Source organism: Rhodococcus sp. NPDC056960, assembly GCF_042674125.1.
Taxonomy (GTDB): Bacteria; Actinomycetota; Actinomycetes; order Mycobacteriales; family Mycobacteriaceae; genus Rhodococcus_F.
In genome coordinates this window covers 1-18,024 of sequence record NZ_JBHURF010000014.1, presented here as the reverse complement: position 1 = coordinate 18,024, position 18,024 = coordinate 1, and the positions used below count along the sequence as shown (strand labels likewise).

Below are 18,024 nucleotides of genomic sequence, written 5' to 3'. Positions count from 1 at the left end.
CCTGACCCTCGTCAACGACGTCCAGGTCACCGACGAGTGAGCTGACGAGTGAGCTGACGAGTGAGCTACTGACGCGCCGCGAGACCGGGACAGTGCTGTCACGTAGTGAGAGGGCTGCAGTCGCCGGCGATTTCGGGTCTGGATGTCACGGATTTCGGTTGACCACATGTGTGCCGGGTTGACTCGCTGTGCGTGGAATCAGTTGGAATGCGAGGCTGTCCGGATCCTGTGGGTAGCGAAAACACAGGCCGTGATCGTCGAACCAGGCGAACCAGTCCGCCCACGGGATGTGGTCGAGATAGTCACCCGATCGGGCCCCGACGAAGTCGACCAGCAAAGTATCCGCCGTCCGCACCGATGCCGTGTCCGGCACTCGGGCGGGTGCACCGTGGTGCAGTTGGATCCACTGCCGGATCTCGTCGTGATCGGTGGTGTCGCGCACCTGCAAACTCATCGAAAACCTCCGACTGCCGTCAACGATAACGACGCCGGCGGCGGATGCGACCGGTCCCCGGACCCATCTGCCGTGCGCCGCCGAGAGTCGAATGCCCCCGTCCGGTCGCGGGGAAACGCCTCTCACCAGGCGGCTGGGAGTTTCTCGGACCTCCACGCCACGGGAGCGGCCGGTTCGATGCGCATCCGATGGGTGTCGTTCGAATCGACCTCGGTCACCGCACCAGGAGTGCGTCGTCGTGTCAGCTCGCGTGCGCGTGCGGATGCGCAGGAAGTTGGGCGAGGAGCTGCTCCCACTCCTCGAACCGGACGGCGTCGGGTGCGCGCCGCTGGGACGGCGATCCGGCGGCGAGGTCGACCAGCTTTCGGGCGGCACCGACCACGGTCAGGTGATGACGGCGGGAGACGTCGAGAAGTTCGTCGAATGCCTGGGCGTCATTGCAGCGGCGGGCAGCGATCAGGATTCCCTTCGCGGTGGCGAGAAGTTCGCGACCATCAGGGCGCCGTCGGGGAATCAGGCGAGTCGGGGCGGGAACGGGGGTCAGCGGTGATTCGGCGGAGTCCTCGATCATGCGTTGTCCTTTGCTCTCGTGCATCGGCTGGGACTCGCCGGTGTGCCGGCAGACAATCCCGAGCCGACGTGAATGTGAGTCACGTCACTGTCGATGCCCGACCAGTTCTAGCACACCGGTGCCGCACCGACATCTACACAAACGTCCAGGTAAGGCTCGGTCACTCGTCGGGCCACGTGGCACCCCGGCACCGACAGGGCCGGGGATTTGGCGCACCCGGAGGTGCACTGGGGTGCGGTGGGATCCACGGCCGGATTCCGTCGTTGTCTTTAGAAGTCTTCGTCGATGCACGCCAGACGGTCGCCCGCCATCCCGGCCTGGCCGGGGCCGGTCATCGTCCGTTGCGCGTGCAGTACCACCGACTTGGCCTCGTCGGCGCGGAACTCCCAGTCCACGGTCGTCGACGACTGAGCGTTGCCGGCCGGGTCGGTGGTGACGTCGAGCCAGATCTCGTTCTGAGGGTTCGCGTACGCGGGATCCGACGACGGCTTGTCCGGGGTGGCCGCGGGGTCGACGTCGTTCTGGTAGTGCGGTCCCGAATCCGACGGCTGCGGTCCGCACCGCCGTGTGTGTACGTGCACACCGAAGTCGCGGTTCGGTGCCAAGCCGGTCGCGTGGAACGTGACGGTGGTGCGGCCGTCGCCCTTCTCGGATTCGACGTCCACCGACGAGCCCACCGGGACGGCGGCCTGGTCGTAGGTGAACGCGTCGTGCTCGCCGACCTCACCGGGTAGCTGAAACGCCCCGCCCTCCGTTCCGGGGACCAACATGCTGGTCGTTGCCTCGGTCGACGTCGGTGGGGTCTCGACGGTGGCCTGCTCGCCGGTCGAGGAATCGTCGCTGCCGCATCCGGTGGCGACGAGAGCAATCACGGATATGCCGGACATCACGATCGCGCGTCGAGTGTTCATACCTTCGGCACTTACCCCGCGTCGGTGACGCCGAATCAGCGGCGGGCCCCTCCGCAATGGGGGCGCGACCATCGCCGGCCGCGCCGAAGCGGTGTCTCACACCCTGGTCAGCCTGCCTACGGGCTGATGTCGGTCGCGCCTGTCGCGGATCGGGTGCCCGCGGACCCGCACCGGCACACGCGGCCCGGGTCAATCGGGTGCTTCGTCGCCGGCGTCGTCCGGGATGGTGTCCGCGCGCTCGGCCGCGGCGGCGGGCGCTGCCTCTGATCGGTGTTCCTCGGCGACCCGCTCCTCGAGATCGTCGACCAGATCCGACAAATCCTTCCGGTACCCGACCCGCTCGACCGGACCGTCGGCGACATCCTCGCCACCGGATCCCGGCCGTCCCTCGTCCTCCGGTGCGCTCATGATCATGTCCTCGCTTTTCTGTGGTGGCTGGTGGCCGCGCGAATGACGTGATTTCTCCGGCCGGTACGAAAATTACGCGCGTGGAAACGGCCGGTGCGCGCCAGGATAGCCATCTCGACCGCACCCCGCCGACCACGAACCCACCGATCTGCACCTGGATGGATCGAGTTCAGTCCCGACCGTTCAGTCCCGGCCGTTCAGTCCCGACCGTTCAGTCCCGGCCGTTCAGTCCCGACCGTGGGCGATCGGTGCTTCGATTGGCTGGACACCCGAACATTCCTGTGCCGCGAGTTCGGCGGCCCGCCCGCGACCGAACTCCACACCACCGAGTAGGCGAACGGTTGTGGCCGACACTCGAAACCTATGCCCGAGCGGCACCGTCATGACGGGCACGAACAACGTCGACCGCGACGTCGCCCGTCAGTTCCGGGAGACGCTGCGGTGCGCCGAAGTGGCCACCGCGTCGATCACGCTGCAGCACGATCGGCGCCGGCCTCTCCGCCCGGCGAGCACCTGATGACACTGCCTCTTCCGAATGTGTGAGCCCACCGGCCGGCTCGCGCACCGCGGATTCGATGTACTCGGGTTTCGACCCCCGTTCCCGGGTTACCCGATCCTCATGAACGATCGACACACCGAGCCCAGCGAATCGGAGAAGCCCTACGATCCGGCGACCGACCCCGACGCCGACCCGGAGAACCTCACCTCGACTACCCATCAGCCCAACCAGGCCGAGGGCGCCGACGACGAGGAGGACCAGAACGCGGGATGACCTCCCTGACGAACCCACCGACAGCAGCCCTCGGCCGGGGCGCGATCGCAGGTCGCGCCCGCCCGTGCGCGTGAGGTGAGCCGTGATCGTCGACCACCGGTGAACCCGCCGAAAAATTGGGTCGTGTTCCTGCGGCACGGTAGCCCCGCGAGTACCGTCGTGGCTGCCGCGTACCGAGGCGCGGCACCGCCCGGACGAGACCAGGATGTGTCGGGATCGACGGGGGTCGGTCCGTCGGCCGGTCACAACACATTTCGGGTGTGCGGCCGTCGGCGGACCCACGCGTTCGTCGCCTTCGGCGACCGAGCTGACCGCCACGCTCCTATTTGTCGATGTCTCTCCCTTGACGGAGGCGCCAGGTCCACGTGATGATTTAGGTATCCCACCTGCGGTGGGGAGAGGGCTCGCCCCTCTGTTGGAGATCGCTCATCGGGCAGCACCACAACGGTCGCTGTCGTCGTGTGTCCGCCAACAGAAAGGGGTCCACATGGCCCAACCCGACACCCTGGTCTCGATCGCCCTGGTGATCGCCGCCTGCTTCGTCTTCTTCGTGACCGCATGCCTGGTCACCGCCATCCTCATCGTCATCCTCACCGGCAGCACCGCCGGTCTCCGTGACTTCGCGAAGGTGATCACCGCCGTCGGCCGGGTGGTCAGGTTCTGGTTCCGGTTCGGCAGCTGACCCGCGCCCAGACGGAGAGTCCCCGATCTCGGGGCGGGGACTCTCCTTATCCGGATTTCCGTATATCCGCATGGGCGTATATCCGTATAGGCGTTCCTGTGAGCTCTCATGTGCGGCTCGGACGGTCGCGGGTGTCATCCTCGACTACGGTCGCGGCCAGCCGATGGACATTCGGCCGTCTTGCCCATGGTTTCCGGGTTGCTCATCGGTTTCCGGGTTGCTCATCGTTCAGCTCTCCACTGTTGTGCAGCATCAGCTTGGTGATCACGACGCCGGTGAGAACAACGCTGCATCGGGTTTCCTCGACCGAATCAGAACAAGGCTTCCTGATTCTCGTTCGCGGCCGCGTCGGTGCGCTGTCGGTAGGAGGCGGCCAGGGCGCGGGCCGCGCCTTCGGTGCATCCAAGCTCTCTCGCGACCTGCGTCCAGCTGTGTCCGTCTTCGTGGAGTCGCCAGGCGTCGCGTTCGTCGTCGGTGTGGATGTCGTTGACGTGGAGGGTCACTGGTCTTCTCCTCGGAGGTGGTGGAGACGGTGGGTGGCGGCTCGTTGCCGGCGGCCGAGAGTGACCATGTGCTCGAAGAGTTGGTCCTCGGGTAGCTGTTCGGCGGCCTGGGCGAGGGACTGGGCGGCGGCGCGGAAACTGCGCCGGTACGCCTGGCTGACGACGGTGCGGGTGTAGTGGTCGAGGGCGATGTGGTCGGCGCCGCGGGTGGTGATGTTCGCCAGGTAGCGGGACCGTTCGGCGCCGTGGTGGCCGGCGAGGTGGCCGGTGCGTTCGAGTTCGGCGGCGACCATCGCGGCGCCGTGAGGCTTTCCGGCGCGCACGAGTCGGGCGATGACGGTGAACAGTTCACGGTGGATGGGGCGCTCGAAATCTGCGGTCTCGAGGGCGGCGACGGCGCGGGCCGCCGCCTCGGTGGGCGCCCACAGGAGAGCGCACAGGCAGAGCGATTCGACGTCGGCGTGGGTGTTGGTGTCGATGTCCCCGACCTGGATCTGGTCGACGTCGGCGACGGTCTCGTCCTGGACGAGCGCGAGGTCGGCGGTCATACGGGTTCGATCCTTTCTCGGCGACACGGGCGGCAGCGAGGCTTCAGACCGCATAACCAACCCTCCGATTCCATTCGATTTATACCATTCTTATTGTAGTCGAAATGGCGGATATTTCGACATATTCAAGCCGGTTTCTCAGACATTTCTCTGCCATTTATTCGACGCCCCCTCCGCCCACGAAACTAACCGTAACGCACGCCATCAACAGGCATTGCACCGCGAGGATGCGAGGTGCGCGGACTCCTCACGCTTTACGAACACCCTTATTCAGAGGCCCGATTCACCGGTAACAGTCCCCGAATATACTTCGATTCCCATACGCATTAAGGATGTGCATTTTTTGACGTATTTCCAGGCATGAAATCAGCAATTCCAGAATGGGCAAAGAATGCAACTTCGCCACCTCGGACGGGGGCCCCACGGCCGGCACCGCATTCTGCTATTCGCGAATTCCTGTAGTTCCGTCCGGTACGGCATACGTCCGGTCGCCCGGCTCGGCTATCCCTGCCTGCGCACTCGGCATTCCCAGCGGCCCCGCACCTTGCAGGTTCGGTCCCGCTCACAAAGTCACCGCTGATTCGCCCTCTGCTCGACGGCGCCGGCATGGGCGTCTGGGGTCGGCCGTTGTGAGCCGTCGGCGGAGTGCCCGGGCGCGAGCTGACGTGGCGGGCGCAGTGTGGTGGGCCGGGGTTGCAGCAGGTGCCCGAAGGCGTTCAGGCATCCGGTGCACACGTCTCCGGGTTCGGCGACCGGGATTTCGCAGGCGTGGATGGCGCAGGAGGTGAAGAGGTCCAGTTGGGGGAGTGGGTGTCTGGGATCGGTCATGATGAGTAGCTCCCTGTACGGTTCGGGCGAGCACACCGGGCAGATAGCTGCTGCCCGGTGTGCTCGTGTCCGGCGGATCGGCGGTTGGGTTCGGGTGACGACCGTGCGTCAGACGTCGATCACTTGGACGCTGGAAGCGGCTGCGGTGAGGTCGATCGTCACCTTCTCGAGCACGGACCGCGGCACAGTCCAGTACCTGCCGTCGTCGCCGCCCAGCTCGGTGATCTTCACCTTGCTGCCGTTCGAGAGGACCACGAACAGTGTGGTCGGATCGATGTTCCGGGCCCGCTTGACCCGCACCGTATTGCCAATGGACAGGGGTGCGACCGCGATGATCGGCTTCGCCAACAGTTCCTCGGGGGCGGGAATCAGTACCTCCGGCTGCGCCCGCACTCCGTGGCCGATTCCGTCGAGGGGTGTGAGTTCGTAGTTCACCTTCAATCGGCGTTTCACCTCGAAAACGCGGTTCTTCATGTCCTTGGTCGCGAACAGGGGGTCGATGATGACCTTGTCGCCGGTCTGAAATTCGTTCTTCGACATTGTTGTTCGTTCTCCTTCGGTGGTGGATGTGTTGGGGGAGTGGTTATTCGGGAATCCAGGTCAGGCCCCGGTCTCCGATGAGCGCGGTCTTCCCGTTCGGCGCACCACCGGCGTACTGGTGCAGTGCCGTGCGAGCGCGGGTGACCGCGCAGCCGAGGGCGTCGGAGGAGTCGCCGAGTGCGTCGACGCTGGCCTCGCCCATGGCCAGGGCGACCGAGTCGCCTTCGGTGTCGTACAGGCCGACAGTCCAGAGCGTGATCGGCGTGTCAGTGGTCAGCGCGGGGTCGCCGTTGGTGGTGGCGAGGAGGTAGATCGACCGGCCGTCTGGTGCATACAACCCGCCGGTGAGGGCGTAGCAGTTGCCTCCGGTCGAGGTCACCTCGGCATCGGCGACGCCGACCGCGGCCAGTCGGATCAGCTCGCCGGCGTAGTTCTCCTCGAAGGTGCCGTAGCCCCGATAGTCGAGCAGCTCGGACTCCTCGGCGAAGGGAGGGATGGCGGATGACGATGAGCCCATGTGTCAGTGACCTTTCGTGCGGGATCGGACCACTCGCGCGCCCCGATCGTTCTTTTTGCCCTGCTGGCAAGGGAGAGTCGGATCGGCGGTATCAGGCCGGGGTGCAACCCCTGGGCCGAGAAGTTTCTCTGCGAGCGAAGCGAGTGCGGGAGAGAAAGTTCTCGGAGCCTTGTGCCGGCGCTCGCGTCGCCAGGGGTTGTTCCCCTGCCGCCGTCGATCAGGATCGCCCAGGCCAGCAGGTCAAAAGAACGATGTTCTCTCTTTCAGGGCGGAGCGCAGCGGAGCACCGATCGGGGGACGCCGCAGGTGGCCCGGTCCCCGCCGCAGGCGGGAACATCGGAACCCGGATCGTCCGATGTGGTCGGTCGCGCCTGTGGGTGTGGTTTCGCGTCCGGGGGGTACGCGTCCGGGGGGTATCAGTCACTGTGGCCGCGACGCAGCCGTTTCCCGCGATCTTCTCGCCTGCTGCGCACATGGTCGTGCCCCCGGCATGGGGGGACGCCGGGGGCACTGGGGGGTGTTCTGGGAACAAAATTGGGGGGATGCGCCCAGAACAGCCACAGAGTCTACGGATCGCCTCCGACAGGCGATCGCCGGGCCACGGTTGACCGATCAGGCGGGTTTGGGAGGGGTGAACCAGCGATCCGCCTGGGGCTGCGCACCGGAACAGGGCGGGATCCGCACCGTGTGCCCACAGGAACGGCAGAAGTACGTGCGATGGCCCCCATTCTCGACTGCCGCGGCCGGGCACCCGCAGACTTCCCATCCCACCAAGCACTGATCGGGCCCCAGCGGATGATCGCTGGTTATCTACCCTTCACGCTCGTCAGTGCCGATCAGAGGCCTGCTTGGTGTCAGCGCTTGTGGACGCCGTTGGAGGTCTGCAGTTGTGATGAATCGACGACGGTCACGGTGCACGTTCTCCCCACCGTCTCGTGTCAGGGACGGTGGGGCAGTTCACGGGCTTGGATGGTCAGGTGTCGATTCGGTCGAGTGGGTGGCCAAGTGGTTCCCGGTGAGGTCGCTGTGCGGTCTGGTGTCGGTTCGACCGGTAGCGGCCGGGGGTGCCCCCGTCGGTGGAACGACGCGCGGCGGCGAGGGCCATGACCGCGATGACGGCGAGGAGCGCGAGCACCACGAACAGCGGGAACTCGCCCTCCTCCGGTGCGGTGAGGTGGCTGTCGGCGAGCAGCACAGTGGCCGGTGAGAAGGTAACCATCGCAATCCTTTCGGTCGAACGGGTTCAGGTGACGGGGAGGCCGGCCAGTCCGGCGGCGAGCCCGAGCAGGGCGCACACCCCGAGGGTGCGCAGCACCGACCAGCCCAGCCGGTAGATCATCAGTCCGGCGAGGATCCCGATAACGAGGGCGAGCGGCCGGAAGCTGCCCGGTTCCGGGATGAGCAGGTGGAACGGCCCCCAATGGAGGAGGGTGGCGTCGGCGAAGAGGGTGTGGACGGCGAAGTACAGGGCCAGGTTCGCGATCACCCCGACGACGGAGGCGGTGATCCCGGACAGCGCCGCGGTCAGGTGGTGGTTGTGGCGGAGTCGTTCGACGTAGGGGGCGCCGAGGAAGATGAACACGAAGCACGGCACGAACGTCACCCAGGTGGTCAGCAGCGCCCCCAGGGTGGCCGCGGCCCAGGGGTCGAGGTCGCCGGGGTGGCGGTAGGCGCCGAGGAAGGCGACGAACTGCACCACCATGATCAGCGGGCCCGGGGTGGTCTCGGCCAGGCCGAGTCCGCGGACCATCTCGCCGGGGGTGAGCCAGCCGTAGGTTTCCACCGCCTTCTGTGCCACGTAGGCGAGGACGGCGTAGGCGCCGCCGAAGGTGACCAGCGCGGTGCCGGAGAAGAACATCCCCTGCTCGGTGACGACGCTGCCGCGGCCGGTGAACACCACCACGGCCACCATCGGGACCGCCCAGGCGAGCAGCCCGGCACCGAGGACCAGGATCGCGCGCCGGATGCTGGGGGCGTCGGCGTGCAGGGCGTCGTCGGCGATGAGCGGAGGAGTCTTCTCGTCGGTGGTGGCGGGGCGATCGGGGTTCGCGTGTCCGCCGCGGCGGCCGACGGCCCAGCCGGCCAGTCCGGCGGCGGCGATGACGATCGGGAACGGGATCCCGAACAGGGCCAGGGCGCCGAACGCGGCGACGGCGATCGCCCAGTGCGCCGGACGGGTCAGGGCCCGCTTCGCGACGCGGGTGACGGCCTGGATCACCACGGCGAGCACCGCAGGGGCGATGCCGGCGAAGACGGCGAGCACGATCGTGGTGGTGCCGAAGGCGACGTAGATCGCGGCCAACCCGAGCATCGCGAGCATGCCGGGCAGCACGAACAGCACCCCGGCAATCAGGCCGCCGAGGGTGCCGTTGAGCAACCAGCCGGTGTAGATCGCCAATTGCTGGGCCTCGGGGCCGGGCAGCAGCATGCAGTAGTTCAGCGCGTGCAGAAACCGTTGCTGCCCGATCCACCGTTTCTCGTCGACGAGGGTGCGTTGCATGACCGCGATCTGCCCGGCCGGGCCGCCGAAGGTCTGCAGCGAGATCAGAAACCACGCCCGGGTCGCCTCCCGCAGTGGGATCAGGTCCCGCCGCCGGGACGCAGTGGCGGTGGCGGTGGTGTCGGTGGTGGGGTCGTGTCTGCTCACGTCGGCCTCTCGAACGAATGAAAAGCGTGCCACGGCAGGCAAAATGCTCGCCGGGGTAGGTCAGGAGGGTTCGCGGCCGGACAGCACGCGCTGGCGGTGGAATTCGTAGAGGCCGTCGAAGATCCGGGTCGCCACCGCCAGGGTCTGATCGTCGGTGCCGGTCAGGGACAACCCGCGCAGCACGGTGTCCAGGCCCGGGGCTTCGGGGGCGTCGTAGCGGCCGTCGTCGATGTCGGCTTCGTGGACGATCTCGGCGAGCACCCACAGCACCGGGTCGGTGAGGTCGTAGCGGCGCAGGATCGTCTCGAAGCTGCAGTCCCCGTGATGGTGGGACAGCTCGGCGCCGCGCATGTCGAACGCGGTCGCGTCGCCCGGCACGTCCGCGGGGTCGGTGACCCAGAGGAATTCGGCGTCCGGGTCGATGTTGCGGCGGATCAGCCAGGCGCAGGCGGCGCGGTCGATGTGGATGCCGGCGCGGGTCGCCCACCTCACCGCGGCACCTCCACCACTGCGGGGTGGTCCGCCAACTCTTTCAGTGCCGCCTCGGCCGCGTCGCGCTGCAGTACGGGGTAGAAGGTGCGTTTGTCGATCTCCCGCAGCCGGCGCCGCAGCTGGGCGAGTTTCTTGCCGCGGACCGGAGCGTCGGTCAGGGCGAGCGCGGCGCCGGCGGCGCCGGTGAGGTCCTGATACTCGGCGGCGCGGTCCGCGCACATTTTCGCCTGCATCCGCTCCTGCTGAGCCGTGGTGGTCGGGGACGCGGTCCACACCTCCGCCTGCCCGTGTGCCTCGACGATCTCCTCGGCCAGCCACTCGAACTGCTCCCGGGTCCGTGGGGAGGCAGGCAGCACCACCACCCCGTCGGCGAGCTGAAACGCCCCGTATTTGCGGAGGGTGCGCCACACCGCGATCCGCGGGGTCGACGGTTCGCGGGGGATGCGATACGCCAGCATCACCCACTCGTCCCGCCGCTGCTCGGGTATCGGTGCTCGGTCCACACACAGGATGTAACCACGGTTGCAATATGCTGTCCACCCGGGTGCCCGTCCCGTCGGGGCGCACCGCCTGGACACAGGTTTGAAACCGTGGTTACGGTGGATGCGGATCGCCGGAACACCTCTGCCGAGATCAGAAGAAGGTGCATCGATGCCTCGGACTCGGCTGCTCAAGTCGTGGTCTCGACCACCGACGCGACACCCGGAAGCCGACCACCGTGCTCGCAGTGAGATGGTGCGCAGCAGGTCCACGAGGACTCCGGCGAGTGGAGGCGCGGCAGCGCGGGCGCTGCTCGCGGGCATTCTGACCGCCGCGCTGGTCGCCGGGTGCTCCCGGGCAACGCCGGTCGAGAGCGGGCCGCCGTTGCCGCTGGATCCGGTGGGGGAAATCGCGTTGCCGGGCAACGGGTCCCGTTTCGACTACGCCAGTATCGACACCGGGCGGGGTCTGTTGTTCCTCGCGCACCTCGGCGCCAGTGAGGTCCTCGAGGTCGATCTGCACACCCGGCAGGTGCTGCGGACCATCCCGGACATCGCCCAGGTGCACGGGGTGCTCGTCGTCCCGGAGCTGCGCCGGGTCTACGCGACCGCGACCGGGGACAACCGGCTGGTCGTCCTCGACGAGGACATCGGCGCCGTCCTCGCGACGGGCCCGACCGGGCGGTATCCGGACGGGATCGCCTACGACCCGATTCGCGGCGCGGTGTGGACCACCAACGAATCCGGCGGCACGGAAACCGTCCTCGATGCCGGCACCGCCGCGGTGCGCGGCACCGTCGACCTCGGCGGCGAGGTCGGCAACGTCGCCTACGACCCGGTCGCCGACCAGATGCTGGTGGCCGTGCAGGGCAAAGGCGATCTCGCCGCCATCGACCCGCACACCCTGACCGTCACCCGGCGACTGCCGCTGCCCGGCTGCGAGCACGACCACGGCCTCGCCCTCGACCCCGCCGCCCGGGTCGCGTTCGTCGGCTGCGACGGCAACGCCACCCTGATCACCGTCGACCTGACCACCTGGCAGCCCACCGGCACCGCCGCGGTCGGCGACCAGCCTGATGTCCTCGCCTACGATCCCGGCGCCTCCCGGTTGTACGTCGCCGCCGAATCCGGCACCGCCACCATCTTCGACCAGCGCGGCGGGCGCCTCACCCTCGCCGGATCCGGGCACCTTGCCGACGACGCGCACGTCGTCGCGGTCGACCCCGGCACCCACCACAGCTATTTTCCCGTGCCCACCGGCGCGGGCGGGCATCCCGCCCTCCTCGAACGAGCACCCCAGAACTGAGCTCGTCGCCGCGCCTCCGCGGGAAGAAGTCAGCGGAAAATCAACCACACCGCGGTGGCCGCGAGCGCCACGATCAGCACGACCATCACGACGGTGACGACGAATTCGCTGTCGCCGAACAAGGTCGACATGCGCTCAAGTATGCGGGCTCGCTCGAGGCCTGAGGACGCCACGCTGTACATCGGCTGGTCGGGCCTGCGCTCGGACGCTACGGCAACCACTGACAGCCGGGTGCATAACTGTCAGAACAAGTCTCGACAGGCCTTGCGCTGACAAGCACTGACACCGGCCGTGCGGGGATACATAATGTTGGGGCAGAGATCGGGTGCCGATTCCGAGTACCGCACTCCGCAATCTTCGCACACCTGTTCGATACGCGTGGTAGCCTCGAAGTGCCCCGGTCCGGAGGGAAGCCGACCGGGGCATATACTCTTCACCGCCGTTGACCTGCGTCTTCGGCGGATCAGTGCATGGAGGATGGCTCGTGGCCCCAGGGACATCGTGATGCTTCACCCTCGAGGGTTCTCGAAATTTGTGATCCTCAGTGTCGATGAGGACGGGCATGCGCTCATCGAGTCGACGATCGATTCCCCGGGGAAATATGCCTTCGGCGTGGCGGTGAAGTTCCTCGTTCCGGCGCAGTCCTGATCGTTTCTGTCGGTGTCCCGATCTACTGTGACGGTCGCGACGAGCAACAGGTCGCCACTCACTGCCCAGACCGATGATTCGTCACGGTCCTGATCTGCGGGGTTCCGCAGATTGGCAGGTGTGGCGGCCTGCTTCTCTTGAATCAGCACCACAAGCCCGGGCCGGTGTCCGCCGCGATGTTGTCTCCCACCGGCGACGGACGATCCCACCATCCCGTTGTCGTGAGTGTCCTTGCGTACCTCGCGCCGTACCGGCGCCTATCGCGAATTCAGTTGCCTGCGTAGCGATGCGGTCTCTTCTCGAATCTCCTCAGGGGAGCGAACCAGCTCACCGAGCGGGGTGATGCTGCGTGAGCAGGGTCGAACGCCGTCGACGGTGAATTCCCTCATGACCTCGGCCCGCTCGAGCAGGGCCTCGATGTACTGCTCGCGCTGGTCACCGGTCAGCGCCGCCACCAGCGCTTCGTCGATCAACCGCTCCTCGTGCTCTGCAGAAGAGTGCGATGGTGCGGGTCGGCGAGGCCGACGAAACCAAGCGAACATGAGCTCCCCCCCATCTGTGCCGACACGCTAACGCATCGCGACACCCGGTGCCGAGTGCCGGGTGAAGACCGCGATCGCCGCCCGCTCCGATCGGATCGTTCTGCACCCTTCCGGTGTCGATCCCAGGTCACGGGCACACTCGGGCTATGCAGCTGCCGCGTCCATACTGCCCCGGCCGGCGCACTCCAGGCGGTGGGACCAGGCGTGTGGTTCCGGTCGCACCGCCAGTACCCTGGCCGGGTGTCCGCTCCATCGGGCAGAGTCCGCACCGACCACACTCAGGCGCCGACGTTGCCGTCACTGACCACTCTCGGTGCCTCGCCGCAGCCGCACCTCGTCGTCGCGCCAGCGCGGACCGGCACGAACATCGACCTGCGAATTCACACGTTTCTCACGGCGTTCGAGGTCGCGGCCGGGCCGTGGAGTCCGGCTGCTGCCGGGTTTGTGGTCACGGTGGTGGTGCACGTCGTGGACACCCACACTGGTGGGCGCCGGTATCTTCCGATCGCCGAGCCGCACGAGTGGGCGCGGGCGATCTTCTCCGACGTCGAGGCCGCGCAGGGCTACTTTCTCGGCGCCGTCGACCCGGACACCGGTCGCCACCAGGACGGGCAGCTCGCCTACCGGCTCTACCTCGGCCCCGACCGGCGGACGATCCGGGTGCCTCCGCAGTTGGTGGTGTGCCCGCACTACGGCCTGCCCATAGTCGACGACGGCCCCGAGATCCGGATTGTCGCGACCGCCTGACCCGGGCGGTCTGCGACTTCCGTCCACTCAGTACGGCGCCCCGCGGATGCGCTCCCCCGGGGCGGTTCTGCTGCGGAGGTTACGACTCCTCGACCTGCCGGGCTTCGTGGTCGATCAGGGGGCGGTGCGTGACCGCGGCGAGGAATGTGTCGGTGTCGATCATCATGAATTGCCCGCTGGTGTGCCACCCGTAGTCGGCGAGGACCTGGGTGGCGTGCAGCGCGCGGGCCCCGCCGCAGGGGAGAGGCCAGCTCCCGAGGATCGCCCCGTCCTGGGTCTGTACCTGTAGGGGTCCGTGGTTCCGGTCGAAGGTGACATACGGTCCGCCCGCGGCGAGGTGGTTAAGCCCCCGTTCGAACTCCCGGCGCCGCATCCGCCGGCCCCGGAGGATCCGTACCGCCAGTGCGATCGGGAACACCAGCAGGGCAACGTTCAGACCCCAGAGAATCCACTCGCTCACCGATGTCACCTCGTCGTGTTCTGCCGGGTCGGGATGGTCGCCTTGACCAGGACGAGGGTCACCGCGATCGCTACCCCGAGGGCGAGCAGCAGCGGCAGCGAGATGACCGCGGCGGCGAGCGCTCCGATTCCGGCGGCCACGAAGGCGAGGGTGGCGAGGAGCCAGAGCACGCGGGCGATCAGAACTCGGCGTTGGAGTAGGGCAACCGATCCGATCACGACCAGCAGGGCGCCGGTCCAGAGTGTCCAGGTGGTCGTCATCTCGTGTGCCTTTCGGATTCGGCTGGCTGCACGGGCAGTATCATCCTGCCCCGACACCGGTGTTCGTGTTGTTCGTCCGGGCTCGCGCACGGAAGCGGGATCTCTTGCCGTTAGGTGCACCATACGGACCCGATATCATCCCCGGACGGCGTGCACGGTCACAGCCCGAGAGGCGGGGTACGGCGACATCGGTTGACGCGAGTTTGCCGAGATACCAGGGGGTTTGGCACTGGGTCAGGTCAGGTCCTCGGTGGGGGCGGTTGCCGCATTGGTCTTGATGGAGGCGATTCCGTTCTGGGCCGCCGCCTTCGAGGTGTAACCCTGACTGGCGGCGATGATTTCGCCGTTCGCGGCTTTCAGGTGGAACCGGAACTGGCCGGCGGTGTCCTTGAACAACTCGAACTTCGCGGTCATCGCCCCTCCTCGGGATGAATGTGCGGCGGTCGCCGACATTGCTTACCGTAAGTCGGTCAGTCCGCCGCCGGCGGCGGAACGCACGATTGGCGACCACCTCCGCTCGATCCGCGCACTGCCTCGCTGGAGAGTCCTGTGGTCGGTCCGAGTTCAGGTATGACCCTTGTCAGCGGAACTGCCGGCTACTCCGGTCGTCGGACGCTGTCGTGGGCGGTGAGCAGCAGGTGATCGAACCAGCTGCGCAGACCGGCGGCGTCGGGTTTGGAGTCGGTGAACCGGGCGACGATCTGGTCGGCGAGGGTGCGCAGGCGGGTGTTGGTTTCCTGGGAACGCCAGGTGAGGACGTCGAAGGCGCGGGCGGCGGGGATGCCGTAGACCAGCATCAGCGCACCCTTGGCCTGTTCGATCACCGCCCGGGATTCGGTCAGTGCCGCCACCTGGCCGTCGACCGAGTCCTTGACGTCGCTGCGGTACGAGTCGGTGATGTCGATGTAGAACCCGGTGGTGCCGATCACCTGCCCGGTGTCGTCGACCATGCGGTCTCCGACCACCACGACCTGCCGGACCTTCCCGGTGGTGTCGATGATGCGGTGTTTGCTGCTGAACGGTTCGGCGGCGTTGATGGTGCGGTCCAGGACCCGGGCCACGTGCGGATGATCCTCGGGATGCTTGTGGGAGAGCAACAACTCGGTGGTGGGGGTGACCTCGCCCCGCCGGTATCCGTGCATCTGGGCGACGGGGTCGGACCACTCCCACCGCTGCCCGTCCAGGAAGAACCGGAAGCTGCCCACCCGCTGCACCTCACCGCCACCGAACACCTGCTCTGAATCCATGCCCAAATTTTTAGCGCATGTAACCGGACGGTTGCCAACGGGACGGGCGGCTGCGTCCGGGCCGCACCTCACCGCAGTGTCCGCAGCACTGTCCTCGTGGACTATTCGGCCTCCGTGACGAGTTCGACGCAGTCCCACGTCACGGTCCTGCCCGGCGGAACGGCGCCGCGCTCGGTCAACGCAGGCGGGCCGGACGGGTTCACCGAATAGCCCCCATGCGGGGCCGGGGTACGGTGCGCTTCCCGGGTGATCACGGCGCGTCGAAGAATGCGGCCACGCGTCGTCGGCACCACGGGGTGAAACAGGTGCAGGTATCTGTCGTACATCAGAGAGCCGGAGATCGCGGTGCGGCCCTCGGATTCTTTCCAGTCCGCCAGCAGAGCGGAGAAGTGCCCCTCGCTGTGGGCTATCCAGTCGTCCTTACCGGAACCGTTCGTGGCGACGCGTTCGACGTGCACGGGGACATCCCAGCTCACCACCTCGGCCGGCAGCATGTCCGGCCGGCACCACTGGGTGGTGGCGTCGAGTCGGTCTCCTACCTGCAGACGCTCGTATCCAGGCTCGAGATCGACCAGCATCCAGATCCTCACACCTCATCATGACGCGTGTGCGCATGATCTGGTTCTCGGTCCGAACGGCCACTCCGGAAGCACACCCGCCCGCATGAGCCACTGCGGTGAGCCCGAGGGGATGGCACGCCTGACGGGGCACCGAGGGGGGACCGCGCGCGGCCGAGGAGGGGTGGGCGAACACTCGGCCTCGGTCCGTGCGCGGCGGGGCGCTCCGCCGCGGCTAAGGGGTTCGAAGGCCTAAGCGGAACTCGCTGCCACGGTCCGTGTCGGGGCCGCGGAGCAGCGTAGTGTGCGGGTACCCCGATCCGGGCGGGCTACGCCGGTTTCCGGCCGAGCCGGTGACCGTCACGTTGGCGCCGGCCCGCGGGACCCGGCGGAGGTGCGGGGCGAGGCGAAGGCTCGAAACCGAATTATCCACTTCCGTCGGCTTTTTGATCGATTGACCTTGCCTCGTGTCGGGTGGGCCGCTATCCGGACCGGGCCCGGGCGGCACACGGAGCGCCGGGCACGGCTGGCGCACGGAGCTCCGGGCACGGCTGGGTAGCCGAGGGCGCACCGCGATGGCCACAGCAGACAACCCGAGTTAGGTCAGCCCGGCCGACGTCGTGGACATCTTCTGGCTCGGTGACTGCAGGGGTAGGGAATGTGTTCGGTGGACGATTGAGCAGCACCGAGCTGGGGTAGTCGGCGGAAATGCGCCCCCACCGGGCAGGATCCGCTCACAGACCGCCGCCGGCGCCGAGGTGCACCACTTTTCACTCGACGAAGGGGTTGGGCGATGACCACCAAATCTCAGCTGGCGTTGGCCGTGGGTGCGGGATACATGCTGGGCCGCACGAAGAAGATGAAGTTGGCGTTGATGCTGGCCGCCGGTGGGGCCACCAGACAATTATCCCCCGGCGGGTCGTTGGGTCTTCTCAACGAGGGCCGCAAGCTGCTCGCCGAATCCCCCGAGGTCGCCAAGCTCGGCAAGACGGTCCGCCACGAGCTGATGAACGCGGCGAAGACAGCCGCGGTGACCGCGGCCAGCCAGCGCATCGACTCGCTCAATTCCCGACTGGAGTCCGGGGAAAGCCTGCTCGGCGGGCACGCCGATACCGCGGGCGGGAAGAAGTCGAAACGGCGCCGCGACGAGGAACCCGAAGACGATGAAGACTACTACGAGGACGCGGAGGTCGAGGAACCGGATGAGGGCGAGGAGTCGGACGAGGACACGGAGGACAAGCCCCGGGCCCGGCGGCGGCCCACCCCGCGCCGCCGGTCCTCGAGTAGTGGCACGTCCCGGCCCCGCCGGTCCCGGTCGTCCACCGATGACAATGGCGACGATGACGACGAGCTCGCCCGGGTCCGCAGGACGCGTGCGAAGGCCAGCACGGATTCCACCCCCGTACGACGGACCCGGAAGTGATCAGCGATGACTGCGAATCTCGACAGTGCGGCGAAGACGCTGCGTAAGAACGTGTCCGGGGCGTCCGGTAAGGCCGCGTCGGTGTCCCCGCTGAAGAGTGCGGCGCAGGGCCTGCTCGGCACCGTGACCGACAAGGCGGTCTCCGCCGTCTCCGACAAGGTGCAGGGCGCCACGGGTCGGCTCAACGATTACGCCGAGGGCGGCGGCGGCACCCTGCTGTCCGCGATCACCGGCAACGGCCACGGCAACGGCAACGGGGACGGGGACGGGAACGAAAACGGCGACGGTGACGGCAAGTCGCCCCTGTCCGGGCTGACCGACACCGTGAAGGAGAAGGCATCCGACCTCAAGGACAAGATCACCGGCGGCGGCGGTGGTGGCAAGGGCAAGAAACTCAAGCTCACCAACATCGTCGAGACGATCGATGTCGGGGTCCCGGTCCAACTGGCCTACAACCAATGGACCCAGTTCGCCGACTTCCC

Annotated in this window: 25 protein-coding genes and 1 pseudogene; 7 read left to right on the top strand and 19 right to left on the bottom strand. The window is 67.4% G+C overall.

What is annotated here, in order from left to right:
• Positions 1–145 precede the first annotated feature (145 nt).
• From ACFTWF_RS22525 to ACFTWF_RS22510, 4 genes are all read right to left on the bottom strand, one after another.
• Positions 146–454, bottom strand: coding sequence for a hypothetical protein (locus tag ACFTWF_RS22525; RefSeq protein ID WP_378463402.1), 309 nt, complete (start codon positions 452–454; stop codon positions 146–148).
• Between the two features lie 241 nt (positions 455–695).
• Positions 696–1,025, bottom strand: a complete 330-nt coding sequence (locus tag ACFTWF_RS22520) for an ANTAR domain-containing protein (RefSeq protein WP_378463401.1) — start codon at positions 1,023–1,025, stop codon at positions 696–698.
• A 269-nt stretch (positions 1,026–1,294) separates the two neighbouring features.
• Positions 1,295–1,936 (bottom strand): superoxide dismutase family protein, encoded by a 642-nt coding sequence (locus ACFTWF_RS22515; protein WP_378463400.1) that lies wholly within the window; start codon positions 1,934–1,936, stop codon positions 1,295–1,297.
• 189 nt (positions 1,937–2,125) lie between these two features.
• Positions 2,126–2,344 (bottom strand): hypothetical protein, encoded by a 219-nt coding sequence (locus ACFTWF_RS22510; RefSeq protein WP_378463399.1) that lies wholly within the window; start codon positions 2,342–2,344, stop codon positions 2,126–2,128.
• A gap of 382 nt (positions 2,345–2,726) precedes the next feature.
• Here ACFTWF_RS22510 and ACFTWF_RS22505 point away from each other — a divergent pair, with 382 nt between their 5' ends.
• The 3 genes from ACFTWF_RS22505 (at position 2,727) to ACFTWF_RS22495 (ending at position 3,798) form a co-directional block, all read left to right on the top strand.
• Positions 2,727–2,861: a hypothetical protein gene (locus ACFTWF_RS22505; protein ID WP_378463398.1), complete on the top strand. Its 135-nt coding sequence runs from the start codon at positions 2,727–2,729 to the stop codon at positions 2,859–2,861.
• Between the two features lie 102 nt (positions 2,862–2,963).
• Positions 2,964–3,116, top strand: a complete 153-nt coding sequence (locus ACFTWF_RS22500; protein WP_378463397.1) for a hypothetical protein — start codon at positions 2,964–2,966, stop codon at positions 3,114–3,116.
• A gap of 487 nt (positions 3,117–3,603) precedes the next feature.
• Complete coding sequence (locus tag ACFTWF_RS22495; RefSeq protein ID WP_378463396.1) at positions 3,604–3,798, top strand: hypothetical protein; 195 nt, start codon at positions 3,604–3,606, stop codon at positions 3,796–3,798.
• A gap of 311 nt (positions 3,799–4,109) precedes the next feature.
• On the opposite strand, the gene ACFTWF_RS22490 is transcribed toward ACFTWF_RS22495, so the two are convergent.
• From ACFTWF_RS22490 to ACFTWF_RS22450, 9 genes are all read right to left on the bottom strand, one after another.
• A complete protein-coding gene (locus ACFTWF_RS22490; protein ID WP_378463395.1) occupies positions 4,110–4,301 on the bottom strand; it encodes a hypothetical protein in 192 nt (63 codons plus the stop codon).
• Positions 4,298–4,849, bottom strand: a complete 552-nt coding sequence (locus tag ACFTWF_RS22485; RefSeq protein ID WP_378463394.1) for a DnaB-like helicase N-terminal domain-containing protein — start codon at positions 4,847–4,849, stop codon at positions 4,298–4,300. The genes ACFTWF_RS22490 and ACFTWF_RS22485 overlap by 4 nt, the downstream gene beginning before the upstream one ends.
• Before the next feature lie 570 nt (positions 4,850–5,419).
• Positions 5,420–5,677 carry a hypothetical protein gene (locus tag ACFTWF_RS22480; protein ID WP_378463393.1) on the bottom strand — a complete coding sequence of 86 codons (258 nt, stop codon included), beginning with the start codon at positions 5,675–5,677 and terminating at the stop codon, positions 5,420–5,422.
• 108 nt (positions 5,678–5,785) lie between these two features.
• Positions 5,786–6,217 (bottom strand): hypothetical protein, encoded by a 432-nt coding sequence (locus ACFTWF_RS22475; RefSeq protein ID WP_378463392.1) that lies wholly within the window; start codon positions 6,215–6,217, stop codon positions 5,786–5,788.
• Between the two features lie 43 nt (positions 6,218–6,260).
• The gene (locus ACFTWF_RS22470) at positions 6,261–6,734 is read right to left on the bottom strand and encodes a hypothetical protein (RefSeq protein ID WP_378463391.1); all 474 of its coding nucleotides are present in this window, start codon (positions 6,732–6,734) and stop codon (positions 6,261–6,263) included.
• Positions 6,735–7,707: 973 nt separating this feature from the next.
• A complete protein-coding gene (locus ACFTWF_RS22465; RefSeq protein WP_378463390.1) occupies positions 7,708–7,953 on the bottom strand; it encodes a hypothetical protein in 246 nt (81 codons plus the stop codon).
• 24 nt (positions 7,954–7,977) lie between these two features.
• On the bottom strand, positions 7,978–9,381 hold the full coding sequence (gene chrA, locus ACFTWF_RS22460) for a chromate efflux transporter (protein ID WP_378463389.1): 1,404 nt from the start codon (positions 9,379–9,381) through the stop codon (positions 7,978–7,980).
• A 60-nt stretch (positions 9,382–9,441) separates the two neighbouring features.
• On the bottom strand, positions 9,442–9,873 hold the full coding sequence (locus tag ACFTWF_RS22455; protein ID WP_378463388.1) for a chromate resistance protein ChrB domain-containing protein: 432 nt from the start codon (positions 9,871–9,873) through the stop codon (positions 9,442–9,444).
• The gene (locus tag ACFTWF_RS22450) at positions 9,870–10,376 is read right to left on the bottom strand and encodes a Chromate resistance protein ChrB (protein ID WP_378463387.1); all 507 of its coding nucleotides are present in this window, start codon (positions 10,374–10,376) and stop codon (positions 9,870–9,872) included. The genes ACFTWF_RS22455 and ACFTWF_RS22450 overlap by 4 nt, the downstream gene beginning before the upstream one ends.
• Before the next feature lie 229 nt (positions 10,377–10,605).
• On the opposite strand from ACFTWF_RS22450, the gene ACFTWF_RS22445 reads away from it, so the two are divergent.
• Complete coding sequence (locus ACFTWF_RS22445; RefSeq protein ID WP_378463604.1) at positions 10,606–11,658, top strand: YncE family protein; 1,053 nt, start codon at positions 10,606–10,608, stop codon at positions 11,656–11,658.
• A gap of 905 nt (positions 11,659–12,563) precedes the next feature.
• Here ACFTWF_RS22445 and ACFTWF_RS22440 read toward each other — a convergent pair.
• Entirely contained in the window at positions 12,564–12,779 is a 216-nt protein-coding gene (locus ACFTWF_RS22440; RefSeq protein WP_378463386.1) for a hypothetical protein, read from the bottom strand.
• Between the two features lie 309 nt (positions 12,780–13,088).
• On the opposite strand from ACFTWF_RS22440, the gene ACFTWF_RS22435 reads away from it, so the two are divergent.
• Positions 13,089–13,595 carry an N-formylglutamate amidohydrolase gene (locus ACFTWF_RS22435; RefSeq protein WP_378463385.1) on the top strand — a complete coding sequence of 169 codons (507 nt, stop codon included), beginning with the start codon at positions 13,089–13,091 and terminating at the stop codon, positions 13,593–13,595.
• Positions 13,596–13,674: 79 nt separating this feature from the next.
• Here the strand turns inward: ACFTWF_RS22435 and ACFTWF_RS22430 are convergent, their stop codons facing one another.
• The 5 genes from ACFTWF_RS22430 to ACFTWF_RS22410 form a co-directional block, all read right to left on the bottom strand.
• Positions 13,675–14,055, bottom strand: coding sequence for a hypothetical protein (locus tag ACFTWF_RS22430; RefSeq protein ID WP_378463384.1), 381 nt, complete (start codon positions 14,053–14,055; stop codon positions 13,675–13,677).
• Between the two features lie 5 nt (positions 14,056–14,060).
• Positions 14,061–14,315 (bottom strand): hypothetical protein, encoded by a 255-nt coding sequence (locus tag ACFTWF_RS22425; RefSeq protein ID WP_378463383.1) that lies wholly within the window; start codon positions 14,313–14,315, stop codon positions 14,061–14,063.
• A 234-nt stretch (positions 14,316–14,549) separates the two neighbouring features.
• On the bottom strand, positions 14,550–14,729 hold the full coding sequence (locus ACFTWF_RS22420) for a YegP family protein (protein WP_378463382.1): 180 nt from the start codon (positions 14,727–14,729) through the stop codon (positions 14,550–14,552).
• A 182-nt stretch (positions 14,730–14,911) separates the two neighbouring features.
• Positions 14,912–15,562 carry a PAS and ANTAR domain-containing protein gene (locus tag ACFTWF_RS22415; protein WP_378463381.1) on the bottom strand — a complete coding sequence of 217 codons (651 nt, stop codon included), beginning with the start codon at positions 15,560–15,562 and terminating at the stop codon, positions 14,912–14,914.
• Positions 15,563–15,663: 101 nt separating this feature from the next.
• Positions 15,664–16,140: a hypothetical protein gene (locus tag ACFTWF_RS22410; protein WP_378463380.1), complete on the bottom strand. Its 477-nt coding sequence runs from the start codon at positions 16,138–16,140 to the stop codon at positions 15,664–15,666.
• A 772-nt stretch (positions 16,141–16,912) separates the two neighbouring features.
• Here ACFTWF_RS22410 and ACFTWF_RS22405 point away from each other — a divergent pair.
• Positions 16,913–17,542, top strand: a complete 630-nt coding sequence (locus tag ACFTWF_RS22405) for a hypothetical protein (RefSeq protein WP_378463379.1) — start codon at positions 16,913–16,915, stop codon at positions 17,540–17,542.
• 6 nt (positions 17,543–17,548) lie between these two features.
• Positions 17,549–18,024 (top strand): annotated as a pseudogene (locus ACFTWF_RS22400) (cyclase); the annotation flags it as partial.

Excerpts from the sequence above, each read along its gene's own strand:
- ACFTWF_RS22525 (WP_378463402.1), bottom strand. The coding sequence starts at position 454 with ATGAGTTTGCAGGTGCGCGACACCACCGATCACGACGAGATCCGGCAG.
- ACFTWF_RS22500 (WP_378463397.1), top strand. The coding sequence starts at position 2,964 with ATGAACGATCGACACACCGAGCCCAGCGAATCGGAGAAGCCCTACGAT.
- ACFTWF_RS22480 (WP_378463393.1), bottom strand. The coding sequence starts at position 5,677 with ATGACCGATCCCAGACACCCACTCCCCCAACTGGACCTCTTCACCTCC.
- ACFTWF_RS22515 (WP_378463400.1), bottom strand. The coding sequence starts at position 1,936 with ATGAACACTCGACGCGCGATCGTGATGTCCGGCATATCCGTGATTGCT.
- ACFTWF_RS22405 (WP_378463379.1), top strand. The coding sequence starts at position 16,913 with ATGACCACCAAATCTCAGCTGGCGTTGGCCGTGGGTGCGGGATACATG.
- ACFTWF_RS22465 (WP_378463390.1), bottom strand. The coding sequence starts at position 7,953 with ATGGTTACCTTCTCACCGGCCACTGTGCTGCTCGCCGACAGCCACCTC.
- ACFTWF_RS22470 (WP_378463391.1), bottom strand. The coding sequence starts at position 6,734 with ATGGGCTCATCGTCATCCGCCATCCCTCCCTTCGCCGAGGAGTCCGAG.
- ACFTWF_RS22420 (WP_378463382.1), bottom strand. The coding sequence starts at position 14,729 with ATGACCGCGAAGTTCGAGTTGTTCAAGGACACCGCCGGCCAGTTCCGG.
- ACFTWF_RS22510 (WP_378463399.1), bottom strand. The coding sequence starts at position 2,344 with ATGAGCGCACCGGAGGACGAGGGACGGCCGGGATCCGGTGGCGAGGAT.
- ACFTWF_RS22415 (WP_378463381.1), bottom strand. The coding sequence starts at position 15,562 with ATGGATTCAGAGCAGGTGTTCGGTGGCGGTGAGGTGCAGCGGGTGGGC.
- ACFTWF_RS22495 (WP_378463396.1), top strand. The coding sequence starts at position 3,604 with ATGGCCCAACCCGACACCCTGGTCTCGATCGCCCTGGTGATCGCCGCC.
- ACFTWF_RS22485 (WP_378463394.1), bottom strand. The coding sequence starts at position 4,849 with ATGACCGCCGACCTCGCGCTCGTCCAGGACGAGACCGTCGCCGACGTC.
- ACFTWF_RS22505 (WP_378463398.1), top strand. The coding sequence starts at position 2,727 with ATGACGGGCACGAACAACGTCGACCGCGACGTCGCCCGTCAGTTCCGG.
- ACFTWF_RS22475 (WP_378463392.1), bottom strand. The coding sequence starts at position 6,217 with ATGTCGAAGAACGAATTTCAGACCGGCGACAAGGTCATCATCGACCCC.
- ACFTWF_RS22425 (WP_378463383.1), bottom strand. The coding sequence starts at position 14,315 with ATGACGACCACCTGGACACTCTGGACCGGCGCCCTGCTGGTCGTGATC.
- ACFTWF_RS22410 (WP_378463380.1), bottom strand. The coding sequence starts at position 16,140 with ATGCTGGTCGATCTCGAGCCTGGATACGAGCGTCTGCAGGTAGGAGAC.
- ACFTWF_RS22520 (WP_378463401.1), bottom strand. The coding sequence starts at position 1,025 with ATGATCGAGGACTCCGCCGAATCACCGCTGACCCCCGTTCCCGCCCCG.
- ACFTWF_RS22445 (WP_378463604.1), top strand. The coding sequence starts at position 10,606 with ATGGTGCGCAGCAGGTCCACGAGGACTCCGGCGAGTGGAGGCGCGGCA.